We start from the raw sequence: 19,637 nt of genomic DNA on the forward strand, positions 1-19,637 counted from the left end.
CAGACGCCATGTCCTCGGGGCGCCACTTTCTTCTGCTGATCTTGAGCATTGCCGCGGCCGTCGCCGCAGCCTTGTTCCTGCCGCAGCAATTCCCGGCCACTGTCTCGCCGCAGATGGGCTATGTCATCGGCGGCTTCGTGTTCGTGATCGGCGCGCTGGTGGTCCTGGCGCTGCGCCAGCGCGCGACGCTGCGCCAGTGCGCCGACATCATGGGCCAGATGAACGAGACGATGGGCCTGATGATCGCCGATCAGCGCCGCGTCGAAGAGCAGGTGCTGAATATCCAGAGCGCTTTGAGCACGCTCGGCGCGGAGCCGCAGCGCGATGTCGGGGAAGTCGTCGCCGAGGTCAAAGTGCTGCAAAGCCTGATCGAGCAGCTCTATCAACAGCGCGGCGCCGCGGCGTCCGCGGCAGCGGCGGCACTGGCAATGCCGGCCGCTCCGCCGAGCCTGCGGGTGGTCGACAACCCGAACCTGCCGAAACGGCAGGAGCCTGCGAAGGCCACGCCGACGGCGGCCAAGGACGATGCGTCCGGCAGCACGGCGATGCCGCCGGTGATGCAGGGCCTGGGCGAGCGGCAGATTCTCGATCTCCTGCGCGACGGCCTGCGCGAGAACCGGGTCGAGCTGGCGCTGCAGCCGATCGTCAGCCTGCCGCAAAGGAAGCGCCGCTTCTTCGAATGCTATTCGCGAATCAAGGCCGCCGACGGCAAGATCCTGGTGCCCGAGCAGTATATCGAGATCGCCGAACGCCACGGCCTGGTGACCGCGATCGACAACATGCTGCTGTTCCGCTGCATCCAGCTGCTCCGGAAGCTGCGCAAGGCGAACGCAAGCGTCGGCTTTTTCCTCAACATCTCGCAGCGCACCTTGTCCGACCGCGACTTCTTCCGCGAGTTCATCAACCTGATGGCACAGAACGCCGAACTCGCGCCGGCGATCGTCTTCGAGTTTTCGCAGAAGGCCTGGGACAGCGCCGACAATACGCTGCACCGCGATCTCGACCGGCTGGCCCAACTCGGCTACCGCTTCAGCCTCGACAAGGTCACCCATCTCGACATCGACGTGCCCGGTCTTTCCAGCCGACACTTCCGCTTCATCAAGGTCGAGGCGACGCGCCTGGCGCAGGCAGCGGCCAGCGGCGCGATCGGCGACGATCCCAAGGCCTTCAAGCGCATGCTCGACTCCTATGCGATCGACCTGATCGTCGATCGCATCGAGTCCGAGCCCATGCTGCTCGAGCTTTTGGAGCTTTCCATCGACTTCGGACAGGGCTATCTCTTTGGCGAACCCCGGATCGCCAAACCGGACCTCGCCACTGCCGCTTCACAGTAGTTCATGCCCGATCCCTTCATTCTCAATCAGCAAGAGCCCGTCACCCGCATCCTCACCGGCCTTCGAGAGATCGCCGACAGCTTCGACCTCGTGCTCATGGACCTCTGGGGCTGCGTGCATGACGGCGTGAAGCCCTATCCGGCGGCGCTCGACTGCCTGGCGCGCCTCCGCGATGCCGGCAAGGCTGTCGAGATCCTGTCCAACGCGCCGCGCCGGGCCAGTGAGGTCGAGGCCAAGCTGACCGAGATGGGCGTCGACCGCGCGCTCTATACCGGCGTCTACACTTCCGGCGAAGAGACCTGGAAATACCTGAAGACGCGGCCCGACGGCTTGGGGCAACGGCTGGGCCGGCGCGTCTACGCCATCATGCCGGAGCGCGATGCCGGGCTGATCGACGGGCTGGACCTGGAGCGGGTCGATGAGGTCGGCGCGGCGAGCTTCCTGTTGGTGACCGGCGTCGAGGACGACAAGGCACAGGCCAAGGATTTCGACCCGGTGTTGCGGCTGGGTCTGAAGCAGAGCCTGCCGATGCTCTGCGCCAATCCGGATCTCATGGTGCATCGCGGCGGCGTCGAGGAGATCTGCGCCGGCGCGATCGCCCAGCGCTATGAGAATCTCGGCGGCCGCGTGGTCTATCACGGCAAGCCGCATGTGAAGATCTACGAAGCCATCTTCAAGGCGCTCGGCACCGTCCGCGGCCGTGCGCTCGGCATCGGCGATTCCTACCGGACCGACATTCGCGGCGCCAAGGATGCCGGCGCCAAGGGCCTGCTGGTCGCCGGCGGCATCCACCGCCGGGAATTGCTCTATGCCGCCAAGATCGACCCGAAGCAGCTCCGCGACCTGAACCGCGGCTTCGAGACCTTCCCCGATTACGGCCTCCCCCTGCTCGCCTGGTAGCGCTGCGGGAGTGATCTGGCCGCGCGCCGGCTGCGTATTTTAGGATGCCCCGTGGGGACGGCCTGCGGATTCCGGGGGAGACGAAGCGTGGGCGAGAGATCGGTCACCTGGACCTGGCATTTCGATCGGCCGCCGGCGGATATCTGGCCCTTGCTGGCCGATACCGCCCGGGTCAACGAAGCGGCCAAGGTGCCGAAACACGCCATCACGGAGATTCCGCAGCCCGACGGCAGCGTGAAGTACTTCGGCCGCGTGAAGCTGGGGCCGTTCGACCTCAGATGGCGCGAGAAGCCGGTCAACTGGATCAACGAGCAATGGTTCGAGCATTGCCGCAATTTCGAATCCGGCCCGCTGAAATCGCTTTGCGCCGAGCTCTCGCTGGCGCCCCAGGGTGAGGGCGCGGTCGGGCATTACAAGCTCTCCGCGGCGCCGGCCAATCTGATCGGCCGCATCATTCTCGCGACCGGTTTCTTCCCCTCCGCCGAGAAGACCTTCGGCCGGATCGCCCGCGAGGCAAATGCCTTTGCCAAGGGCGAGACTCCGGCCGCGTTCAGCTACGAACCGCCCGCGCCGAAGCCCGAGGTCGAGGCGCGCGTTGCGCGGATCGTGAAGGAGATCGACGCCTCGCCGAACGGCCATGGCCTCGCGCGAAAACTCGCCGACCATGTACTGCGGGCCCAGGAGGCGGATCTCTGGAGCCTCCGGCCGCTGAAGCTCGCGCGCGACTGGGACCGGCCGGCGCTGGAAGTGATCGAGCTCTGCCTGCAGGCGGTGCGCGCGGGCCTGCTGGAGCTGCGCTGGAACCTGCTCTGCCCGCGCTGCCGGGTCGCCAAGGCCTGGTCGGGCGGGCTCGACCGCCTGCCGGACGGCGCGCATTGCGGATCCTGCAACATCGACTATGGCCGCGATTTCTCGAAGAACGTCGAGGCGAGCTTCCGGCCGGCCGAGGCTATCCGGGTGCTGGAGAGCGGCGAATACTGTCTCTGGGGCCCGGTCTCGACCCCGCATATCAAGCTGCAGATCGCGCTCGATCCGGGCGAGACACGGGAGATAAAGGCGCAGCTCTCCTTCGGCCCGTATCGCTTGCGCACCCTGGAGGTCGGCCCGGAATGCGATGTCGACGCGGGCATCGAAGGCTTCCCGACGGTGATCCTGGAAGACGATGCGGTCGCGGCCGGCGTGCCGGCGCCACGCGGGATGATCCGGCTGGAGAATCGCAGCCGGCGCCTGCTCACGGCGATCGTTGAGAGCCGCGCCTGGGTGGCGGATGCGCTGACCGCCGACCGGGTCACGGCCTTGCAGGCCTTCCGCGACCTCTTCTCCGAGGACGTGCTGCGCCCCGGCGACGAGGTCAGCATCGGCCGGGTGACCCTGCTCTTCTCCGATCTCAGGGGCTCGACCGCGCTCTATCAGAAGATCGGCGATGCCACCGCGTATCATCTGGTGCGCGACCACTTCGCCTTCCTGGCGCAGACCATCCGCGACCACCAGGGCGCCATCGTGAAGACGATCGGCGATGCGGTGATGGCCGCCTTCGCCCGGCCGGAAGACGGACTCCAGGCCGCCATTGCCATCCAGCGCCAGGTCGCTGCCTTCAACCGCGAACACCCCGTTGGAGATGGTGATGCGGTGGCGATCAAGCTCGGCCTCCACCAGGGCCCTTGCATCGTCGTGACCCTCAACGACCGGCTGGACTATTTCGGCTCGACCGTGAACCTGGCGGCGCGGCTCCAGGGCCAGAGCAAGGGCGGCGACATCGTCTTGAGCCGGGAGATCGCCGAGGACCCGGCGGTGGCGCCGATCCTCGCCGGGCTCGCCGCCGAGGGCGTCCCAGCGGAGGCCGACCAGGCGGCCCTCAAGGGCTTCGCCGAGCCCCTGGCCTTCCGGCGGATAAATTTCCCCGATTGCGGGCCTTCAGCGGATAGTTCTTTGGTTTGAGCAGGTTACGTCGTCCCCCGATACACATAACTGGTTAACCTTCTTTTGCTCATACTGACCCTCCGTCCCTCGCCGCCGCCATGGGATCTTCCGCGCGGCCGGCGCTGGAACGCGCGTGGAGGCTTGGGGTAGATCGAGGGTGATCGGCGAAGTCGGCATGACAGGGCATGGCAGCGACCACGCGGCCCGGACGCGGGAACTCTGCGAGCGCGCCCGCGGCTCCAACGTCAACGAGAAGACGCTGCTGGCGACCGACTATCTCAATCACATCAACGAAATCGTCATGCTGTTCGACCTGGTGCCCGACGCGCCGGAATGCCTAGAGGATTGCAAGGCCTGGCAGCCGCTCTCCTACCAGGACCATTTCCGCGCCAGCCACATCGCCGACCGCGACCTCGCGATCGAGGCCTATGACTTCTCGCCGCCGGCCTACAAGGAGCCGTTCGACCAGCTGGTGGGCGAGATGAACCGGCTGGTCGCGATCAGCATCGAGAAGCTCGACGCCGCGCTCGCCGAAGGCAACGAGGACGTGACGCGCATGATCGCCGAACGTGCCTCGCGCAACCTGCAGGACCTGATCGGCCAGGCCAGCGCCGTCATCCACGGCACAGACCACGCGGTCGACCAGGCGCAGATCGACGCGCTGATGGAGTTTTGATCTCGAGCGACTACGACGCGATCCTGTTACCCGCGGCGAAACAGCGCGCGAGTTCCTCCGGCCGCGGTACCGCGATCCGCTCCATCTCCTTCGGTTCGAACTTGATCAAGCCGCCGGCATAGGTGCGACCCGATGCCTGCGCGACGTTCTCGCGCAGGAATGCTGCCAGGGCGTCGAGCACGGTATCGTCCAACGGTTCGCGCGGGTAGAGGCCATGGGCGATGTTGATATGGCGGGCGCCGCAGAGATTGCGCACGAAGGCCGGCGGGCGGCGCGCCATGTAGGTGCAGAGGATCGGCGCCGGGGCCTTCAGCTCGACCGACCACCAGGCCTTGCGGTGCTGCGCGATATAGCTGCGGTCGGCGCCTTGTTCGCGGGCCCAGGCGAGGAAGCGCGCGATCGCATCGCTCTGCACGGCGTCGAGATCGCGCGGCAGGTCGATCACGCGCCGCAACCGCGCGGGATCGCGCAGCACGTCGCCCGCCCGCAACTCATAGGCCTTGGTGATCGCGGGGAAGAGGAATTGCGGCGGCAGGTGCTCGCTGTGCGGGCCGGCGATCCAGACCGCGTTGCCGCCGGTCACCTGGCCGCGGTGCACGCGGCAGATCTCGCCCAATTCGATCCAGCCCGGCGGCAGGGCCGGCGCGGGGCGGGCGATCCGGCTCCAGCGCGGCGTGGCGGCCAGCGTCTCGCGCGGCACATCTTCGCCGCTGCTGAGATCGCCCAGCCTCGCGACGGAGGACACTCGGTCGACCCGCACGCGCGCCGGCCTCGCGCCGATCTCGAAGCCGGTGATGACGCCGGTGGTGACAGCGTCGGCGAAAGGCAGCGTCTTCGGGTCGAGCTGGTGCAGGCTGGTGATGCCGAGCGTCGAGGCGAGCAGCTGCCGCAGCGGCGCGCCGTAGTTCACGTCCAGCCATTCGGCGGCGGTGACGAAGCAACCGCGGTCGCCAGGCCTGGCCAGCTCCAAGGTCCGCAGGAAGAAATGCAGGTGAAGACCGGCAAGCCGGCTGGCCGCAACGCCGAGGCGCCGCGCGGTCGCCGCGTACCAGTCCTTCCATTCCGGCGCAATGCCGTGGTGGCGCAGATAGGGCGGGTTGCCGATGAAGAGCGCGCGACCGCTCGCCGGCGGCAGGTCGAGCGCGCGGTAGTCGCCGACCACCACGCGCGCCCTCTGCGTGAGGCCGCGCGCGGCGAGATTGGCACGCAACAGCAGGGCTGCGAGCGGGTCGATTTCGATGCCGACCAACTGCGCCGCGGGAAAGCGCTCCGCCGCCGCCAGCAGGAAACGCCCCGAGCCGGCGCCGGGATCGACGATCCGCGTCGGCGCGGCACCCTCCTGTCGCGCGCTCCAGTCCAGCATCGCCTTCACGATTTCGTGCGGCGTGTAGGTCGCGCCGAGGGCGCGTCGTTGCTTCGCGGCGCGGATCCGCGCGAAGGCTTCGCCCAGGGGATCGCCGCCGCTCGCGATCTCCGCGTGCCATGCCGCAAGTCTAGCGCCCGGCGGCTCGGGCGCGACGCCCGCCAGAATCTGCCGCTCGCCTGCCGACAAGGCGGCCCCCGGCCCGACCAAGGCCAGGCATGCGGCGATCAGCGCGGGCTCGGTTGCGGGCAAGCGAGACTCCCCATCTCGACTCGGGTGCAGGTGATGGGTAAATTCGCGCCCAAGCTGTCGACCGCGATCGGGGATGTCAAGGTAAGGCCCGGGGTTACGCCCGGGAGTAACGCCGGTGGCAAGCGGGACGGGCTGGGAACCTTCAGTTCACGCCGGACATTGGCGGAGCGGGTTCCAACACAGTGGGGAGTAGCAGCATGCATTTCGTCTTCGGTACGATTTCTCGGGTCCTTGTTCTGGCGGCGGTCGCCGCCTTGGCCGCCTGCGGCAGCAACGGCAACAGCATGAACACCTCCGGCCCCGGCGCCAATCCGGGCGACAACACGCGCATCGCGACCATTCCCGATGCGCCGGCCCCGGACACCGCCAGCCTGACGCCGGCGAACCAGACCTTCACCATCGCCAAGCATATCTGGGACGATTACCAGCTCTACCTCTCGCGGGTCGGCCGCATCGGCAACGGCTACTACGCCATCACCACCGACGGGATGGGCGGCGCCAGCTGGTCCTGCAGCGATGCACTCTGCGGCGGCAGCTACAACGGCAAGGAGCTGGCGATGCAGCAATGCCAGACCTCGAACCCGGGCAAGACCTGCATGATCTTCGCCAAAGACAACCATCCCCAGGTCAAATACGAAATCGCCCCATGAAGCGCATCGTCATCATCGCCGCCGCCCTGCTGCTCGGCAGCCCGGCTTTCGCGCAAGACGCCGCCAAGATGCAGATCACCAAGGCGGCCTGGCAGGGCTATCAGCAATACCTCAGCAGCGCGACCGAGCAGCGCCACACCTTCTTCGCCATGTCCAAGGACGGCCAGAACTGGGGCCAGTCCGGCTGCCCCAAGGGCTCCTGCCCGCCGGACGAGCAGGTGAAGGCCAGCGCCATGAAGCGCTGCGAGCAATTCAGCGCCGGCGTCCCCTGCCTGATCTTCGCCGAGGACCGCAACATCCTGGTCCCCTACGAGGTCAAGGAATACACCATGTACGGGCAGTAGAGCGCGCGGCCGGGCGTCACCGCCGCGGCCGAATCTCCGTCGAACCGGCGACCAGACCGCGTTCGCGCATGCGCGAGTCGATGTTGGAATCGATCTTTCGGGCCGCGGCATAGTCGGCCGCTGCTGCTGTCATGTCGCCGGCCCGCTCATGGGCGTAGCCCCGGCCGAACAGGTAATCGGCGTCTTGCGGCACCTCGGCGAGCGCCCGGTCCCAATCGGCGATGGCCTTCTTCCATTCTCCCAGGCGGACCCAGGCATAGGCGCGGCCGTCGCGGTAAAGCGGATCGTCCGGTTTCGCCGCCAGCGCCTTCTCGCAGTGCGGAAGCGCTTCGGTTGCGAAGCCGTAGAGAGCGAGCTGGAAGCAGACCCCGTCCTCGGTCGCCCCACCGGCCGGGGCGCGCTTGTACCAATCCCGAATATCGGCCGCCGCGCCGGTGACGTTGCCCGAAAAGAAGCGCGAGCGGCTGCGGTCCAGATAGGTCCAGGCGTAGTCCGGGTCGAGCTCGATCGCCTGGTCGTAATCCTGGAGCGCGCGGGCGTCGTCTCGCTTGCCGTAATAGGCGAGCCCACGGCTGTAATAGTCATAGGCCGCGTCCGGCCGCTGCTTCAGCGCCGCATTGCAGTCCGCGATCGCGGCATCGAAGCGGCCCAGCTTCTCATAGGCAAAGCAGCGATTGCTGAGAGCGTCGGCGTCCTGCGGGTTGAATTGGAGGGCCCTGGTGAAGTCGGCACCTGCCCGCTCGTAATCGTCCTTGTTCAGATAGGCGATGCCGCGGTTGTAGTAGGCATCGCCATAGCTGGGATCGGTACGGATCGCCTGGTCGTAATCCTCGATCGCCCGATCGGTTTCACCGAGCTCGTCATAGGCGTTGCCCCGGCCGGACAGTGCACCGGCGATCTCCCGGTCGGTGAGATCACCGGAGCGGATCGCGCGGGTGCAGAGCGAGATCGCGGTGTCATAATCGCCGCGCCCATAAGCATCGTCGCAGGCGTCGAGGTCATCAAGCCCGTCGGCATGGGCCGCGGCGGCCGATCCCGCCAACAAGAGCAAGGCGACGAGAACCCCGCCGCGCCGGAGTCGGCGCTTCCACATTCCCCGCACCAGGCACTCCTTGGCCAATTCATCATGAGATTAGGCCCAGGCTCGGCGGCCGGCCATTCAGCACGACGTCACAGCGTCACTATGGCGCGCTGGTGGCCCCTACCAGATTCCCTTTCTCTTTCCAGGCCTTAAGACCGAGGGGCCGTTCCTGGACTTCCCCGCCGGGCCTCTGTTATCGTTCATCGTGTTGCAGCGCAGAAAAGGCCGGAGATGGCGCGCCAGATGGTGGACGAACCCAAGCGCACGCTCGATGACTGGGCGAAGCTCGCAGCCTCGGAGCTGAAAGGCGCGGACGCGTCCAGTCTCGACTGGGTGACGCCGGAGGGCCTGAAGGTCAAGCCGCTCTATACCGCGGCCGATCTCGAAGGCCTGGAAACGCCCAATGGACCACTGGGCTCCCTGCCCGGCTTCGCGCCCTATACCCGGGGCCCGCGCGCCACGATGTATGCCAACCGGCCCTGGACTATCCGGCAATATGCCGGCTTCTCCACGGCGGAGGATTCCAACGCCTTCTACCGCGAGAACCTGAAGCGCGGGCAGATGGGCCTCTCGGTCGCTTTCGATCTCGCCACCCATCGCGGCTATGACAGCGACCACCCGCGCGTGGTGGGCGATGTCGGCAAGGCGGGCGTCGCGATCGATTCCGTCGAGGACATGAAGATCCTGTTCGACGGCATCCCCTTGGACAAGATGTCGGTCTCGATGACCATGAACGGCGCGGTCCTGCCGGTGTTGGCGAGCTTCATCGTCGCCGGCGAGGAGCAGGGCGTGCCGCTGGCCAAGCTCTCCGGCACGATCCAGAACGACATCCTCAAAGAATTCATGGTGCGCAATACCTATATCTATCCGCCCGCGCCCTCGATGCGCATCGTCGCCGACATCATCGAATACACGGCAAAGAACATGCCGAAGTTCAATTCGATCTCGATCTCCGGCTATCACATGCAGGAGGCCGGGGCGACGGCGGTGCAGGAGCTCGCCTTCACGCTGGCGGACGGACTGGAATACGTGCGGGCGGCGCTGTCGAAGGGCCTGAAGGTCGACGAATTTGCGCCGCGGCTTTCCTTCTTCTTCGCGATCGGCATGAACTTCTTCATGGAAGTCGCGAAGCTGCGCGCCGCGCGCTTCCTCTGGGCCAAGCTGATGCGCCAGTTCGATCCCAAGGACCCGCAATCCTCGGCCTTGCGCACCCATTGCCAGACTTCCGGCGTGTCGCTCACCGAGCAGGATCCCTACAACAACGTCATCCGCACCACGATCGAGGCGATGGCGGCGGTGCTGGGCGGGACACAGTCGCTGCACACCAATTCCTTCGACGAGGCGATGGCGCTGCCGACGCCGGCCAGCGCCGCGATCGCCCGGGCGACTCAGCTGGTGATCCAGGAAGAGACCGGCATTCCGCATGTGGTCGATCCCTTGGGCGGCAGCTATTACGTCGAGCACCTGACTGCCAGCCTGGCCAAGGCGGCGGAGGAGTTGATCGCCGAAGTCGAGAAGCTGGGCGGCATGACCAAGGCGGTCGAAAGCGGCATGCCCAAGCTCCGCATCGAAGAGGCGGCGGCGCGGCGCCAGGCGCGGGTCGATCGCGGCGAGGACGTGATCGTCGGCGTCAACAAGTACCAGACCGACGACCGCCACCAGATCGACATCCTGGACGTCGACAACAGCAAGGTGCGCGAGAGCCAGATTGCGCGCCTCAACACGGTCAAAGCCAACCGCGATGCCGGCGCGGTGACTGCCGCGCTGACGGCACTCTCCACCGCCGCCGCGGAAGGGAGCGGCAACCTGCTGGAGCTTTCGGTGGCAGCGATGCGGGCGCGCGCGACTTTGGGCGAGGTCTCCAGCGCCCTGGAGCAGGTCTACAGCCGCCACAAGGCGGAAGTCCGCTCGATCGCCGGGGTCTATGGCGCAGCCTATCGCGAGGATCCCGATTTCCAGATGATCCAGCGCAAGATCCAGGACTTCGCCCGGGACGAGGGCCGCCGGCCGCGCCTGCTGGTGGTGAAGCTCGGCCAGGACGGGCATGACCGCGGCGCCAAGATCATCGCCACCGCTTTCGCCGATATCGGTTTCGATGTCGATGTCGGACCCCTGTTCCAGACCCCGGAAGAAGCGGCGCACCAGGCTATCGAGAACGACGTGCATGTGATCGGCGTTTCCTCGCAGGCCGCCGGCCACAAGACGCTGGTGCCGCAGTTGATCGCGGCCCTGAAGGCATCCCAAGCCGACGACATCCTGGTCGTGGCGGGCGGCGTGATCCCGGCCCAGGATTACGACATGCTCGCCAAGGCCGGAGTCGCCGCGATCTTCGGCCCGGGCACCAATATTCCTAAGGCGGCGGCCGAAATCCTCCGCCTGATCCACCGCCGCGCGCAGGCTGCCGAGTAGGGGCTGCCGAATAGGGGTCGCGGAATAGGGACCTGGACCCGGCGGATTCGCGTTACCATTCCGCGCGTCTTCTGCGTCGACTTTCGCGGTATGACGCGCCAATAAGACTTCAAGCGTTTTGGGAGGCATCGGGTCGAGGCTCATGAACACCAACGATCGGATTCACCGGATCGCCGCCATCGCCGCGGGCAGCGTCAGCGTTGCCTGGGTGCTGCTCTACGGCTGGTACCTCTCGGCTTCGCTCGGGCTCGACACGCTGACGGTGCTGCCGCCCGAGCAGGTGGCCTCGATCATCTTCGCCCTGATCCTGGTGCCGGTGCTGGCTTGGGTACTCACCGCCTATTGGGTCCGCGGTCGCGAACTCGCCAGGCAGACCGATCGCCTCAACACCGCACTCGAACGGCTCACCATCTCCGACAACCACGCGACGCAGCGGGTCAATGATCTGGCCGGCGCGCTGAAGCAGCAGAGTGCGGAGCTGGAGCGCGCCAGCGCCCAGGCCGCCGAGGTGATCGACAAGATCCGCGGCCAGTTCAAGGACCAGACCGCCGAATTGCAGAGCGCCGCCAAGGCGGCCGAAGCCGAAGCCGCGGCGATCGATGTCCGGCTCGGCCAGCAGCGGCTCAACCTCGGCGATCTCGCCAAGACGGTCGCGCAGCAGAAGGACCTGCTGGTCGATGTCGCGGCCAACCAGGCCAAGATGATCCAGAATGCCGCCGCCGATGCCGCGCGCCATGTCGCCGATGCCTTCGCCGCCCAGCAGCCCGAGATGGAGGCGGTGGTGGACCGCATCCTGGAGCATGGCGGGGTGGTCAAGGCGGCGATCGAGCGGCAGATCGAGGGCCTGCGCAACGAGGCGCAGCAATCCGCCGCGGATTTCGAGAGCGCTTCGGACGGCATCGTGAAGCGGATCGACGCGGCCGCGGAGGGCCAGCGCCGCCAGGCGCAGTCGATGATGGATGCGACCGAGCGCCTCTCCGGCCTGTTCGGCAGCGCCGCCGACGAGGTCAGCGCCAAGATGGGCGAGGTTGCGGATGGACTGACCGCGCGCTTCTCCGAACGGATCGAAGCGGCGCAGCGCGCCTCGGTCGAGCACGAGGCCGCCCTGCAACGCGCCGCGCGCAGCCGCCTGGACGATGCCAACAGCCAGGCCGACACCTTGCTGAAGACGCTGGAGCAGCGCCTAGCCGCGATCACCTTGAGCCGCGGCCAGATCGCCGCCGCCGAGGCCGAGTTGCGGGAGCTGTTGGAGCGGCAGTCGAATTCGCTGGTCGACAGCGCCAAGGACACGATGGGCAACCTGCACCAGCAGATCGCCGCCGAGTTCGCCAAGATCAGCGAGGTCGTGCATGCGACCGAGGCGAAGCAGCGCGACTTCGACCAGATTTTGGCCCGCCATGTGGATTCGCTGGGCGATGCCATCACCAACAACGTGCGGGTGCTGGCCAACGCCACCGTTGCCGAGCGCGACAGGCTGGGCGAGGCGCTGCAGGCCGCCGAGGAGCGGCACAAGGCCCTCGCCAATGTCATGGGCGAGCAGCGCGACACCATGGTCGCGGCAGCCGAGGAAGCGGCGCAGAAGTTCAATGCCGCCTTGAAGCGGCACCAGGAGATGACCGCGGCCAATGCCACCGCCATCGTCGCCGACATGATGCGCAAGACCGGCGACGTGCAGCGCGCGATCCGCGACCAGGGCGACGGCGTGGTGACCGCGATGCGCGGACTGTCCAGCACTTTCATCGACAGCCTGAATCGGATCCTGGACCAGATCGGCAACGCGACCGAGCGGGCCCAGGCCGACAGCGCGGCGCTGGAGCAGGCGAGCCGAGTACAGATCGAGCGGATGAGCCATGCCGCCGAGATCGGGGCGCAGCATTTCCGCGGCCAGATGAACGAGATGATCGTCGAGGTCGAGGCGCTGACCAAGTCGGTCGCCGACCGGGTGATCGCGCATAACAACGACGTGAAGACCGTGATGCGCGCGGAATCGGACGCCTTCGGCGCCAGCGCCGAGCGCGCGGCGCAGCTGTTCGGCCGGCGCGTCGCCGAGCTCGCCCGCGAGATCGAGAATGCCAGCGGCCTGGTCAAGGAGCGCACCGAGGGCCTGGAGCAGGTCGCGCACAGCCAGGGCGATCGCCTCGCCGCGGCCGCGCATGAGGCCGGTCAGCGCTTCCGCGCCGAGATCGACAGCCATGAGAACCGGCTGCAGACGATCAACGACGCGGCCGCGGCCCAGGCCCGCGGCCTCGCCGAGCAGGTCGATGGCCTGGCCGGGCGTCTCGCCGCGGCAGCCGACATGGTCGGCGAGCGATTCGGCAAGCGACTGGAGGCCGAGCAAGAGGCTCTGCAGCGCCTCGCCGAGGCCACCGACCAGCGCGGCCTCGCCTTCCAGCAGGAAGCCGCCTCTCAGGCCGAGCGGCTCGGCCAGGCCAGCGAGGATCTGCTGGCGCGCTTCGCCCAGCGGGTGGCCGAACTCCGGAGCGAGATCGACCGCCATGCCGGTCGGCTCGGCGACCAGGCCAACTCCGCCGCCGATCGCCTGCGCGAGCGGATCGACCTCCAGATCCGCTCCATGGGCGAGGTCGCAGCCGCGGTCGGACGCCGCACCGACGAGATCGACCAGATGATCCGGGCCGAGGCCGAGCGCATGGAGGTCGCGACCAACACTGCCGGCGACAAGTTCCGCGCCATCTTCCACGATGAGAGCGAGAAGCTCGGTGAACGCGCGGTCGCTTCGGCGCAGCTCCTCAAAGAGCGGATCGAAGCCGAGATCGCGGCCTTGTCCGAGCTCTCGCGCAATGTCAGCAGCCGCGCCGACGAGACCGACCAGCTGCTGCGCGGCGAGAGCGAGCGGCTGGCCGCGACGGCGAGCACGATGTCCGACGGCTTCCGCGCCAGCTTCGCCGCCGAGACCGGCAAGCTGGACGAACGCGCCGCCGCGGCGGCAGAAATGCTGAAGCAACGGATCGAGGCGCAGATCAGCAGCCTCGAGGCCCTGTCGCAGACTGTCAGCCAGCGCTCCGACGCGACGGAGCAGACGATTCGCGGCGAGAGCGAGCGCTTGACCGCGGCGGCAGGCAGTGCGAGCGATCTCTTCCAAGCGGCAATCAACCGCCAGGCGGAGCTGCTGCGCCAGCTCGCCGGCGACATCACCACCACGACGGAGGCGGTCGGCACCCGAACCCAGGAGATCGGCGCCGCCGCCCAGGCCCAGGCCGAGAAACTGATCGCGACCGTCTCCGACAGCGCCCAACGTTTCGGCGACCAGGCGCGCGAACATGCCGAGCTGCTGGCGGGCACCGGCGTCAATGCGGCGCAGAAATTCCTGGAACGGATCCGCGGCGAAACCAACGCGATCCAGGCGACCCTCAGCGCGATGCTGGAACATGGCGAGCGGATGTCAGTCGCGCATCGCAACCAGACCACCGATCTCGCCAGCGCCAGCCAGAACGCCGCCGACCGCGTGGAAGAGATGCGCTCCGCCCTGGCTGACCAGGCACAGCAGGCGGTGACCGCCGGCGAGGAGGCGCAGCGCCGCGCCACCGCCGCCGGGGACACCCTTGTCGAGCGCAGCGAGGAGGCCACCAAGGCGTTGATCGCCCACCTCGGCGACCTGACGCAGCGGGTGCCGGCGCTGATGCATGCCCAGGCCGACGGCGTCCGGCAGGCGAGCGAGGCCGCGGCGCAGAGCGCCACCCTGCTGCACGAGACCTTGCAGCGGCAGAATCGCGATCTCGCCGATGCGCTGGAGCAGACCAACGACGCGACCCAGATCGTCAAGGAGGCGCTCGCCGCACAGATCGGCGAGATGACCGATACCGCGCATAAAGTGACCGACGAGGCCCGCGCCATCGGCGCGGTGCTGCGCGGCGAGGTCGAGGGGCTGGCGCAAGTGACCGGCAACGCGTCGAGCGCCGCCGCGCAGTTGCAGGACGACATGCGCCGCCATGTGACCGAACTGGACGCGGTCGCCCAGCGCGCGCTCAATGGCGCCGAGGCCCTGCGGCAGAATGTCGAGCGCCAGGCCGAGCTGCTGCGCGCCGCGGGCCGCGAGACCGGCGAGCGCTCGGCGCAATTGGCCGAGCTCTATCACGTCCACGCCCAGCGTCTCGGCGAAGCGGCCGATGTCGCGACCGCGAGCCTCAACGCCACCGGCAAATCGATGCAGCAGCATGCCGAGACCTTGCACAGCATGGTGACGGCCGCGACCGAAAACCAGAAGCAGCTGACCAGCGCGCTGGAGGCGCGCGTTGCGCTGGTGGACAAGGCCGGCAGGCATGGCGAGCAGGAGATCGTCGGCCTCGGCCAGGGCCTTTCCAGCATCGCCGAGTTGCTGCGCCGCACCACGACCGAGAGCGCCGCCCAGGCGGAGGCGGTGATCAAGTCCTTCCGCGAGGGCGGCGAAGCGTTGGCGGAGGTCTCGCGCCGCACCGCCTTGCAGATTTCCGGCGTGAAGCTCGCGGTGGACGAGCAACTTCGAGAGCTGACCGAGATCTCGACCCAAGTCGCCTCGCTGGCGCAGACCGTCCGCAACCAGCTGCAGTCCCATGCCCAGGAAGTCGCCAGCGTCGCCGCCACCGCGCGCGCCAGCACCTCGGCCGCCCGCGAGGACACCGCCGAGATGGGCAAGATCATGGAGGTGCAGCTGGCCTCGATCTCGAACGCGACCCAGGAGCTCAATCGCCAGCTCAGCCTGATCACCGCCGATGTCGATCGCAAGGTCCGCGACATGACCGACGCCTCGATTCGCGCGGTGGCGCGGGCCAGCGGCATCGGCCAGGGCTTCGAGCAGCAGGCCGACAAGCTCACCAAGCTGATAGAGACCGCCAACGTGAAGGCGACCGAGCTTACCGAGAAATTCCGGGCGCAGAGCGCCGAGCTGAGCACCGCCTCGGCCACCGCCGTGGAGCGGATCGGCCAGCTGCAGAAGACCCAGGCCGTGATCAGCCGCGACGCCTTCTTGAAGGCCGCGACGCAAATGATCAGCGAGCTGAACGGCATCGCGCTGGACATCCACGAGCTGCTGGACAGCGAGATTCCGGACGAGATCTGGAAGAAATACCGCGAAGGCGACCGCTCGATCTTCGCCCGGCGCCTGTTCAAGTCGAAGGACAGCTACGTAGTTCCGGCCCTGGAGCAGCGCTACCAGCGCGATGAGCGCTTCCGCGACCTGGTGGACCGCTATGTGGCCAAGTTCGAGACCCTGCTCGGCCAGTCGCAGCAGGCTGACAACGAATCCGTGCTCTCGGCGGCGTTCATCACCGCCGATGTGGGCAAGCTCTACCTGATCCTGGCCAAGTCGCTCGGACGGGCGGTGGAGCACTGAGCCGGGGCTTGCGGAATCTCCTCCGAACGCCTTAATTCAGTCGTCATGCCCGGCTTTAGGCCGGGCATCCACGAGTTTGGAACGGCCGCAGGGAAACTCGTGGATCCCCGGGCCAAGCCCGGGGATGACGACCGAGTAGAGGATCCGCCCCATTTCCATGACCCAGGCTTCGTCCCCCGGCACCCGCGGCTCGCTGAAGAGCCTGCTGCCCTATCTCTGGCCCGCGGGCGAGGCCGAGCTGAAAACCCGGGTGGTCCTCGCTTCGGCGTCACTGGTCGTGGCCAAGATCGCCAATGTCTATGTGCCGATCGTCTTCAAGCACATGGTGGACGCCCTGGGCACGCCGGGCGCCCTGGTCGCCTTGCCCTTGGGGCTGCTGGCGGCCTATGGCCTGGCGCGGGTCATGGCCCAGGCTTTCGCGGAGTTGCGCGACGGCATCTTCGCCAAGGTGGCGCAGCGCGCGATCCGCTCGCTCGCCTTGAAGACTTTCCGCCATCTGCACGCGCTCTCCTTGAGCTTCCATCTCGAGCGGCAGACCGGGGGCCTCAACCGTGCGATCGAGCGCGGCGCGAAGGGCATCGAGTTCCTGCTCTCCTTCCTCCTCTTCAATGTGATCCCGACCCTGGTCGAGATCGGCCTGGTCGCGATCATTCTCTGGACGCTCTACGACTGGCGCTTTGCCGCAATCACCGTGGTGACCATCGGTCTTTACATCGCCTACACGCTCCGGGTGACCGAATGGCGGATCAAGCTCCGCCGCACCATGAACGAAAGCGACCAGTCGGCCAACACCAAGGCGGTCGACAGCCTCCTCAATTTCGAGACCGTCAAATACTTCAACAACGAGGAGCATGAGGCGCGGCGCTACGACGAAGCGCTGAAGACCTATGAGACCGCCGCGGTGCGCTCGCGGGTCTCGCTTGCGGCGCTGAACATCGGCCAGGTAGTCATCATCGCCATCGGCTCGACGCTGATCATGGGAATGGCCGCCGCGGGCGTGGTCTACGGCGAGAACGGGCGGCACCTCACCGTCGGCGACGTGGTGCTGGTCAACGCCTATCTGCTGCAGCTCTACATGCCGTTGAACTTCCTCGGCACGGTCTATCGCGAGATCCGGCAGTCGCTGATCGACATGGAGGCGATGTTCTCCCTGCTGGCGATCGGCGCCGCGATCAAGGACGCGCCCGATGCCAAGCCGCTTTCCATTCCGGCCGGCGAGGTCCGGTTCGAGGATGTCGCTTTCGGCTACGACCCGCGCCGGCCGATCCTGAAAGGCATCAGCTTCACCGTCGGCGCCGGGCAAACCATGGCGATCGTCGGACCCTCGGGTGCGGGCAAGTCCACGATCTCGCGGCTGCTGTTCCGCTTCTACGATGTCAATGCCGGGCGGATCCTGATCGACGGCCAGGATATCCGCGGCGTGACGCAAGCCAGCCTCCGTGCCGCGATCGGCATCGTCCCGCAGGACACCGTGCTGTTCAACGACACTGTCGAATACAATGTCGGCTATGGCCGTCCCGGCGCCACGCGGCCAGAGATCGAGAATGCGGCGCATCTCGCTCATATCCACGACTTCGTCGCGGCTTTGCCCGACGGCTACCAGACCAAGGTCGGCGAGCGCGGCCTAAAGCTCTCCGGCGGCGAGAAGCAGCGGGTCGCGATCGCCCGCACGATCCTCAAGGCGCCGCCGATCCTGCTGTTCGACGAGGCGACCTCGGCGCTGGATTCCAGGACCGAGCGCGAGATCCAGGCCAACTTGATGGAGATCTCGCGCCGGCGCACCACGCTCATCATCGCCCACCGGCTCTCGACGGTGATCCATGCCGACGAAATCATCGTGCTGGAGGAAGGCCGCATCGCCGAGCGCGGGCGGCACGAGGACCTGCTGGCGATGAATGGCCGCTACGCGGCGATGTGGCGGAGACAGCAGGAGGCGATCGATCGGCCGGATCTCGCGGATGTCGATGCATCGCCGCCGGCAACCGCGCCGGTGCCGGCGAAGTGAGCGATCTCTGGTGAACGGAAGACGGAACTGCGAAGATCGGACCAGGATTCGTCACCGCGCTGGATCGACCGACGAGCTCATGCCTGCAAGATCTGCGGCTGCATCAACCCCCTCCCTAACCCTCCCCCGATCTCGGGGGAGGGGATTTGGCAATTCACGATGAGCGGCGCGAAGTCCCTCGCCGAACGCGTTATCGCCGGCGACCGGCGCGCGCTGGCGCAAGCCATCACCCTGGTGGAATCGACCCGGGCGGATCATCGGGCGGAGGCGGAAGCCCTGCTCGACGCGCTGCTGCCGAAGACTGGGAAGGCCTTGCGCATCGGCATCTCCGGGGCGCCGGGCGTCGGCAAGTCCACCTTCATCGAGGCCTTGGGCCTGCATCTCATCAAAGAGGGCAAGCGGCCCGCGGTGCTGGCGGTCGATCCCTCCTCGCGCCTCTCCGGCGGCTCGATCCTGGGCGACAAGACGCGGATGGCGGAACTGGCCAAGCGCAAGGAGGCCTTCATCCGGCCATCGCCCTCGGGCTTCGGCAGCGATGGGCTGGGCTTCGGCGGCATCGCACGGCGGAGCCGCGAGGCGCTGCTGGTCTGCGAGGCGGCGGGCTTCGACCCGATCCTGGTCGAGACCGTCGGCGTCGGCCAGTCCGAGACCGCGGTCTCGGAGATGACCGATATGTTCTTGCTGCTGCTCCTGCCCGCGGCGGGCGACGACCTGCAAGGCATCAAGCGCGGGATCATGGAGCTGGCCGATCTCGTCATCGTCAACAAATCCGACGGCGGGCTCGAGACCGCGGCGATCCGCACGGCTTCGGACTATGCCCATGCGCTGCGGCTGATGCAGCCGCGGCACCGTGGCTGGAAGCCGGAGGTGCTGCGCAGCTCGGCGCTGAACGGCATCGGCATCGCCGAGATTGCGGCGAAGGCGGAAGAGTTTCGCGTCGCGCTGGACGAAACCGGCGAGCGCGCCGCACGGCGCCGCGAGCAGGCGGCGCTCTGGTTCCACCGCGAGCTCGGCCTCTCGATCATCGAACGGATGACTGGAGATCCCGCCGCGGCCGAGACGCTGCGTGCCGTCGAAGCCAAGGTCTCGCGCGGTCAGCTCGCCCCGGCGACGGCGGCGCGGCAGGTCATCGCCACGCTCCTGAAAGCCCCGCGCTGATATCGCCGGCCGACAGCCGCTTGGGGCGGGTAGCTTACGCCGCCTTGCAACCTTACCGGCTGATCTGGATGGGAAAGAACCAATTGGTTCTGGGATCTTTATCCCAAGAACATCGATTTTTGCACGGTATACAGCCTGAATTTTAAGAAGGTCATAACCTTCTTCCGCAATCATCAGCCACTTGTGCACGCAATGTGCAAGCGGGTCTATGCGGAGAGA

At 67.3% G+C, this 19,637-nt stretch carries 12 protein-coding genes; 10 read left to right on the plus strand and 2 right to left on the minus strand.

Features of this window, described 5'->3' with window-relative positions:
* Positions 1 to 8: 8 nt before the first annotated feature.
* The 4 genes from ACYQ4T_RS15905 to ACYQ4T_RS15920 all read left to right on the plus strand — a co-directional run bounded on the left by ACYQ4T_RS15905 (position 9) and on the right by ACYQ4T_RS15920 (position 4,830).
* Positions 9 to 1,334, plus strand: coding sequence for an EAL domain-containing protein (locus ACYQ4T_RS15905; protein ID WP_459855999.1), 1,326 nt, complete (start codon positions 9 to 11; stop codon positions 1,332 to 1,334).
* Between the two features lie 3 nt (positions 1,335 to 1,337).
* Positions 1,338 to 2,234, plus strand: coding sequence for a TIGR01459 family HAD-type hydrolase (locus tag ACYQ4T_RS15910; RefSeq protein WP_459856001.1), 897 nt, complete (start codon positions 1,338 to 1,340; stop codon positions 2,232 to 2,234).
* 87 nt (positions 2,235 to 2,321) lie between these two features.
* Positions 2,322 to 4,172: an adenylate/guanylate cyclase domain-containing protein gene (locus ACYQ4T_RS15915; protein ID WP_459856004.1), complete on the plus strand. Its 1,851-nt coding sequence runs from the start codon at positions 2,322 to 2,324 to the stop codon at positions 4,170 to 4,172.
* 139 nt (positions 4,173 to 4,311) lie between these two features.
* A complete protein-coding gene (locus ACYQ4T_RS15920; protein ID WP_459856007.1) occupies positions 4,312 to 4,830 on the plus strand; it encodes a hypothetical protein in 519 nt (172 codons plus the stop codon).
* Between the two features lie 10 nt (positions 4,831 to 4,840).
* Here ACYQ4T_RS15920 and ACYQ4T_RS15925 read toward each other — a convergent pair whose 3' ends face one another.
* Entirely contained in the window at positions 4,841 to 6,445 is a 1,605-nt protein-coding gene (locus ACYQ4T_RS15925; protein ID WP_459856009.1) for an Eco57I restriction-modification methylase domain-containing protein, read from the minus strand.
* A gap of 197 nt (positions 6,446 to 6,642) precedes the next feature.
* On the opposite strand from ACYQ4T_RS15925, the gene ACYQ4T_RS15930 reads away from it, so the two are divergent.
* Together ACYQ4T_RS15930 and ACYQ4T_RS15935 are read left to right on the plus strand one after the other, a co-directional pair.
* Positions 6,643 to 7,095 carry a hypothetical protein gene (locus ACYQ4T_RS15930; protein WP_459856012.1) on the plus strand — a complete coding sequence of 151 codons (453 nt, stop codon included), beginning with the start codon at positions 6,643 to 6,645 and terminating at the stop codon, positions 7,093 to 7,095.
* A complete protein-coding gene (locus tag ACYQ4T_RS15935) occupies positions 7,092 to 7,439 on the plus strand; it encodes a hypothetical protein (protein WP_459856015.1) in 348 nt (115 codons plus the stop codon). Before ACYQ4T_RS15930 ends, ACYQ4T_RS15935 begins: the two co-directional genes overlap by 4 nt.
* 16 nt (positions 7,440 to 7,455) lie before the next feature.
* On the opposite strand, the gene ACYQ4T_RS15940 is transcribed toward ACYQ4T_RS15935, so the two are convergent.
* On the minus strand, positions 7,456 to 8,532 hold the full coding sequence (locus ACYQ4T_RS15940; protein ID WP_459856018.1) for a tetratricopeptide repeat protein: 1,077 nt from the start codon (positions 8,530 to 8,532) through the stop codon (positions 7,456 to 7,458).
* A gap of 231 nt (positions 8,533 to 8,763) precedes the next feature.
* On the opposite strand from ACYQ4T_RS15940, the gene scpA reads away from it, so the two are divergent.
* From scpA to meaB, 4 genes are all read left to right on the plus strand, one after another.
* Positions 8,764 to 10,929, plus strand: coding sequence for a methylmalonyl-CoA mutase (gene scpA / locus ACYQ4T_RS15945; protein WP_459858028.1), 2,166 nt, complete (start codon positions 8,764 to 8,766; stop codon positions 10,927 to 10,929).
* A 142-nt stretch (positions 10,930 to 11,071) separates the two neighbouring features.
* Positions 11,072 to 16,255, plus strand: a complete 5,184-nt coding sequence (locus tag ACYQ4T_RS15950) for a hypothetical protein (RefSeq protein ID WP_459856021.1) — start codon at positions 11,072 to 11,074, stop codon at positions 16,253 to 16,255.
* A gap of 157 nt (positions 16,256 to 16,412) precedes the next feature.
* Positions 16,413 to 18,260 carry an ABCB family ABC transporter ATP-binding protein/permease gene (locus ACYQ4T_RS15955; protein ID WP_459856024.1) on the plus strand — a complete coding sequence of 616 codons (1,848 nt, stop codon included), beginning with the start codon at positions 16,413 to 16,415 and terminating at the stop codon, positions 18,258 to 18,260.
* Positions 18,261 to 18,419: 159 nt separating this feature from the next.
* Entirely contained in the window at positions 18,420 to 19,418 is a 999-nt protein-coding gene (meaB, locus tag ACYQ4T_RS15960; RefSeq protein WP_459856026.1) for a methylmalonyl Co-A mutase-associated GTPase MeaB, read from the plus strand.
* Positions 19,419 to 19,637 lie beyond the last annotated feature (219 nt).

Source organism: Dongia sp. agr-C8 (assembly GCF_054658695.1).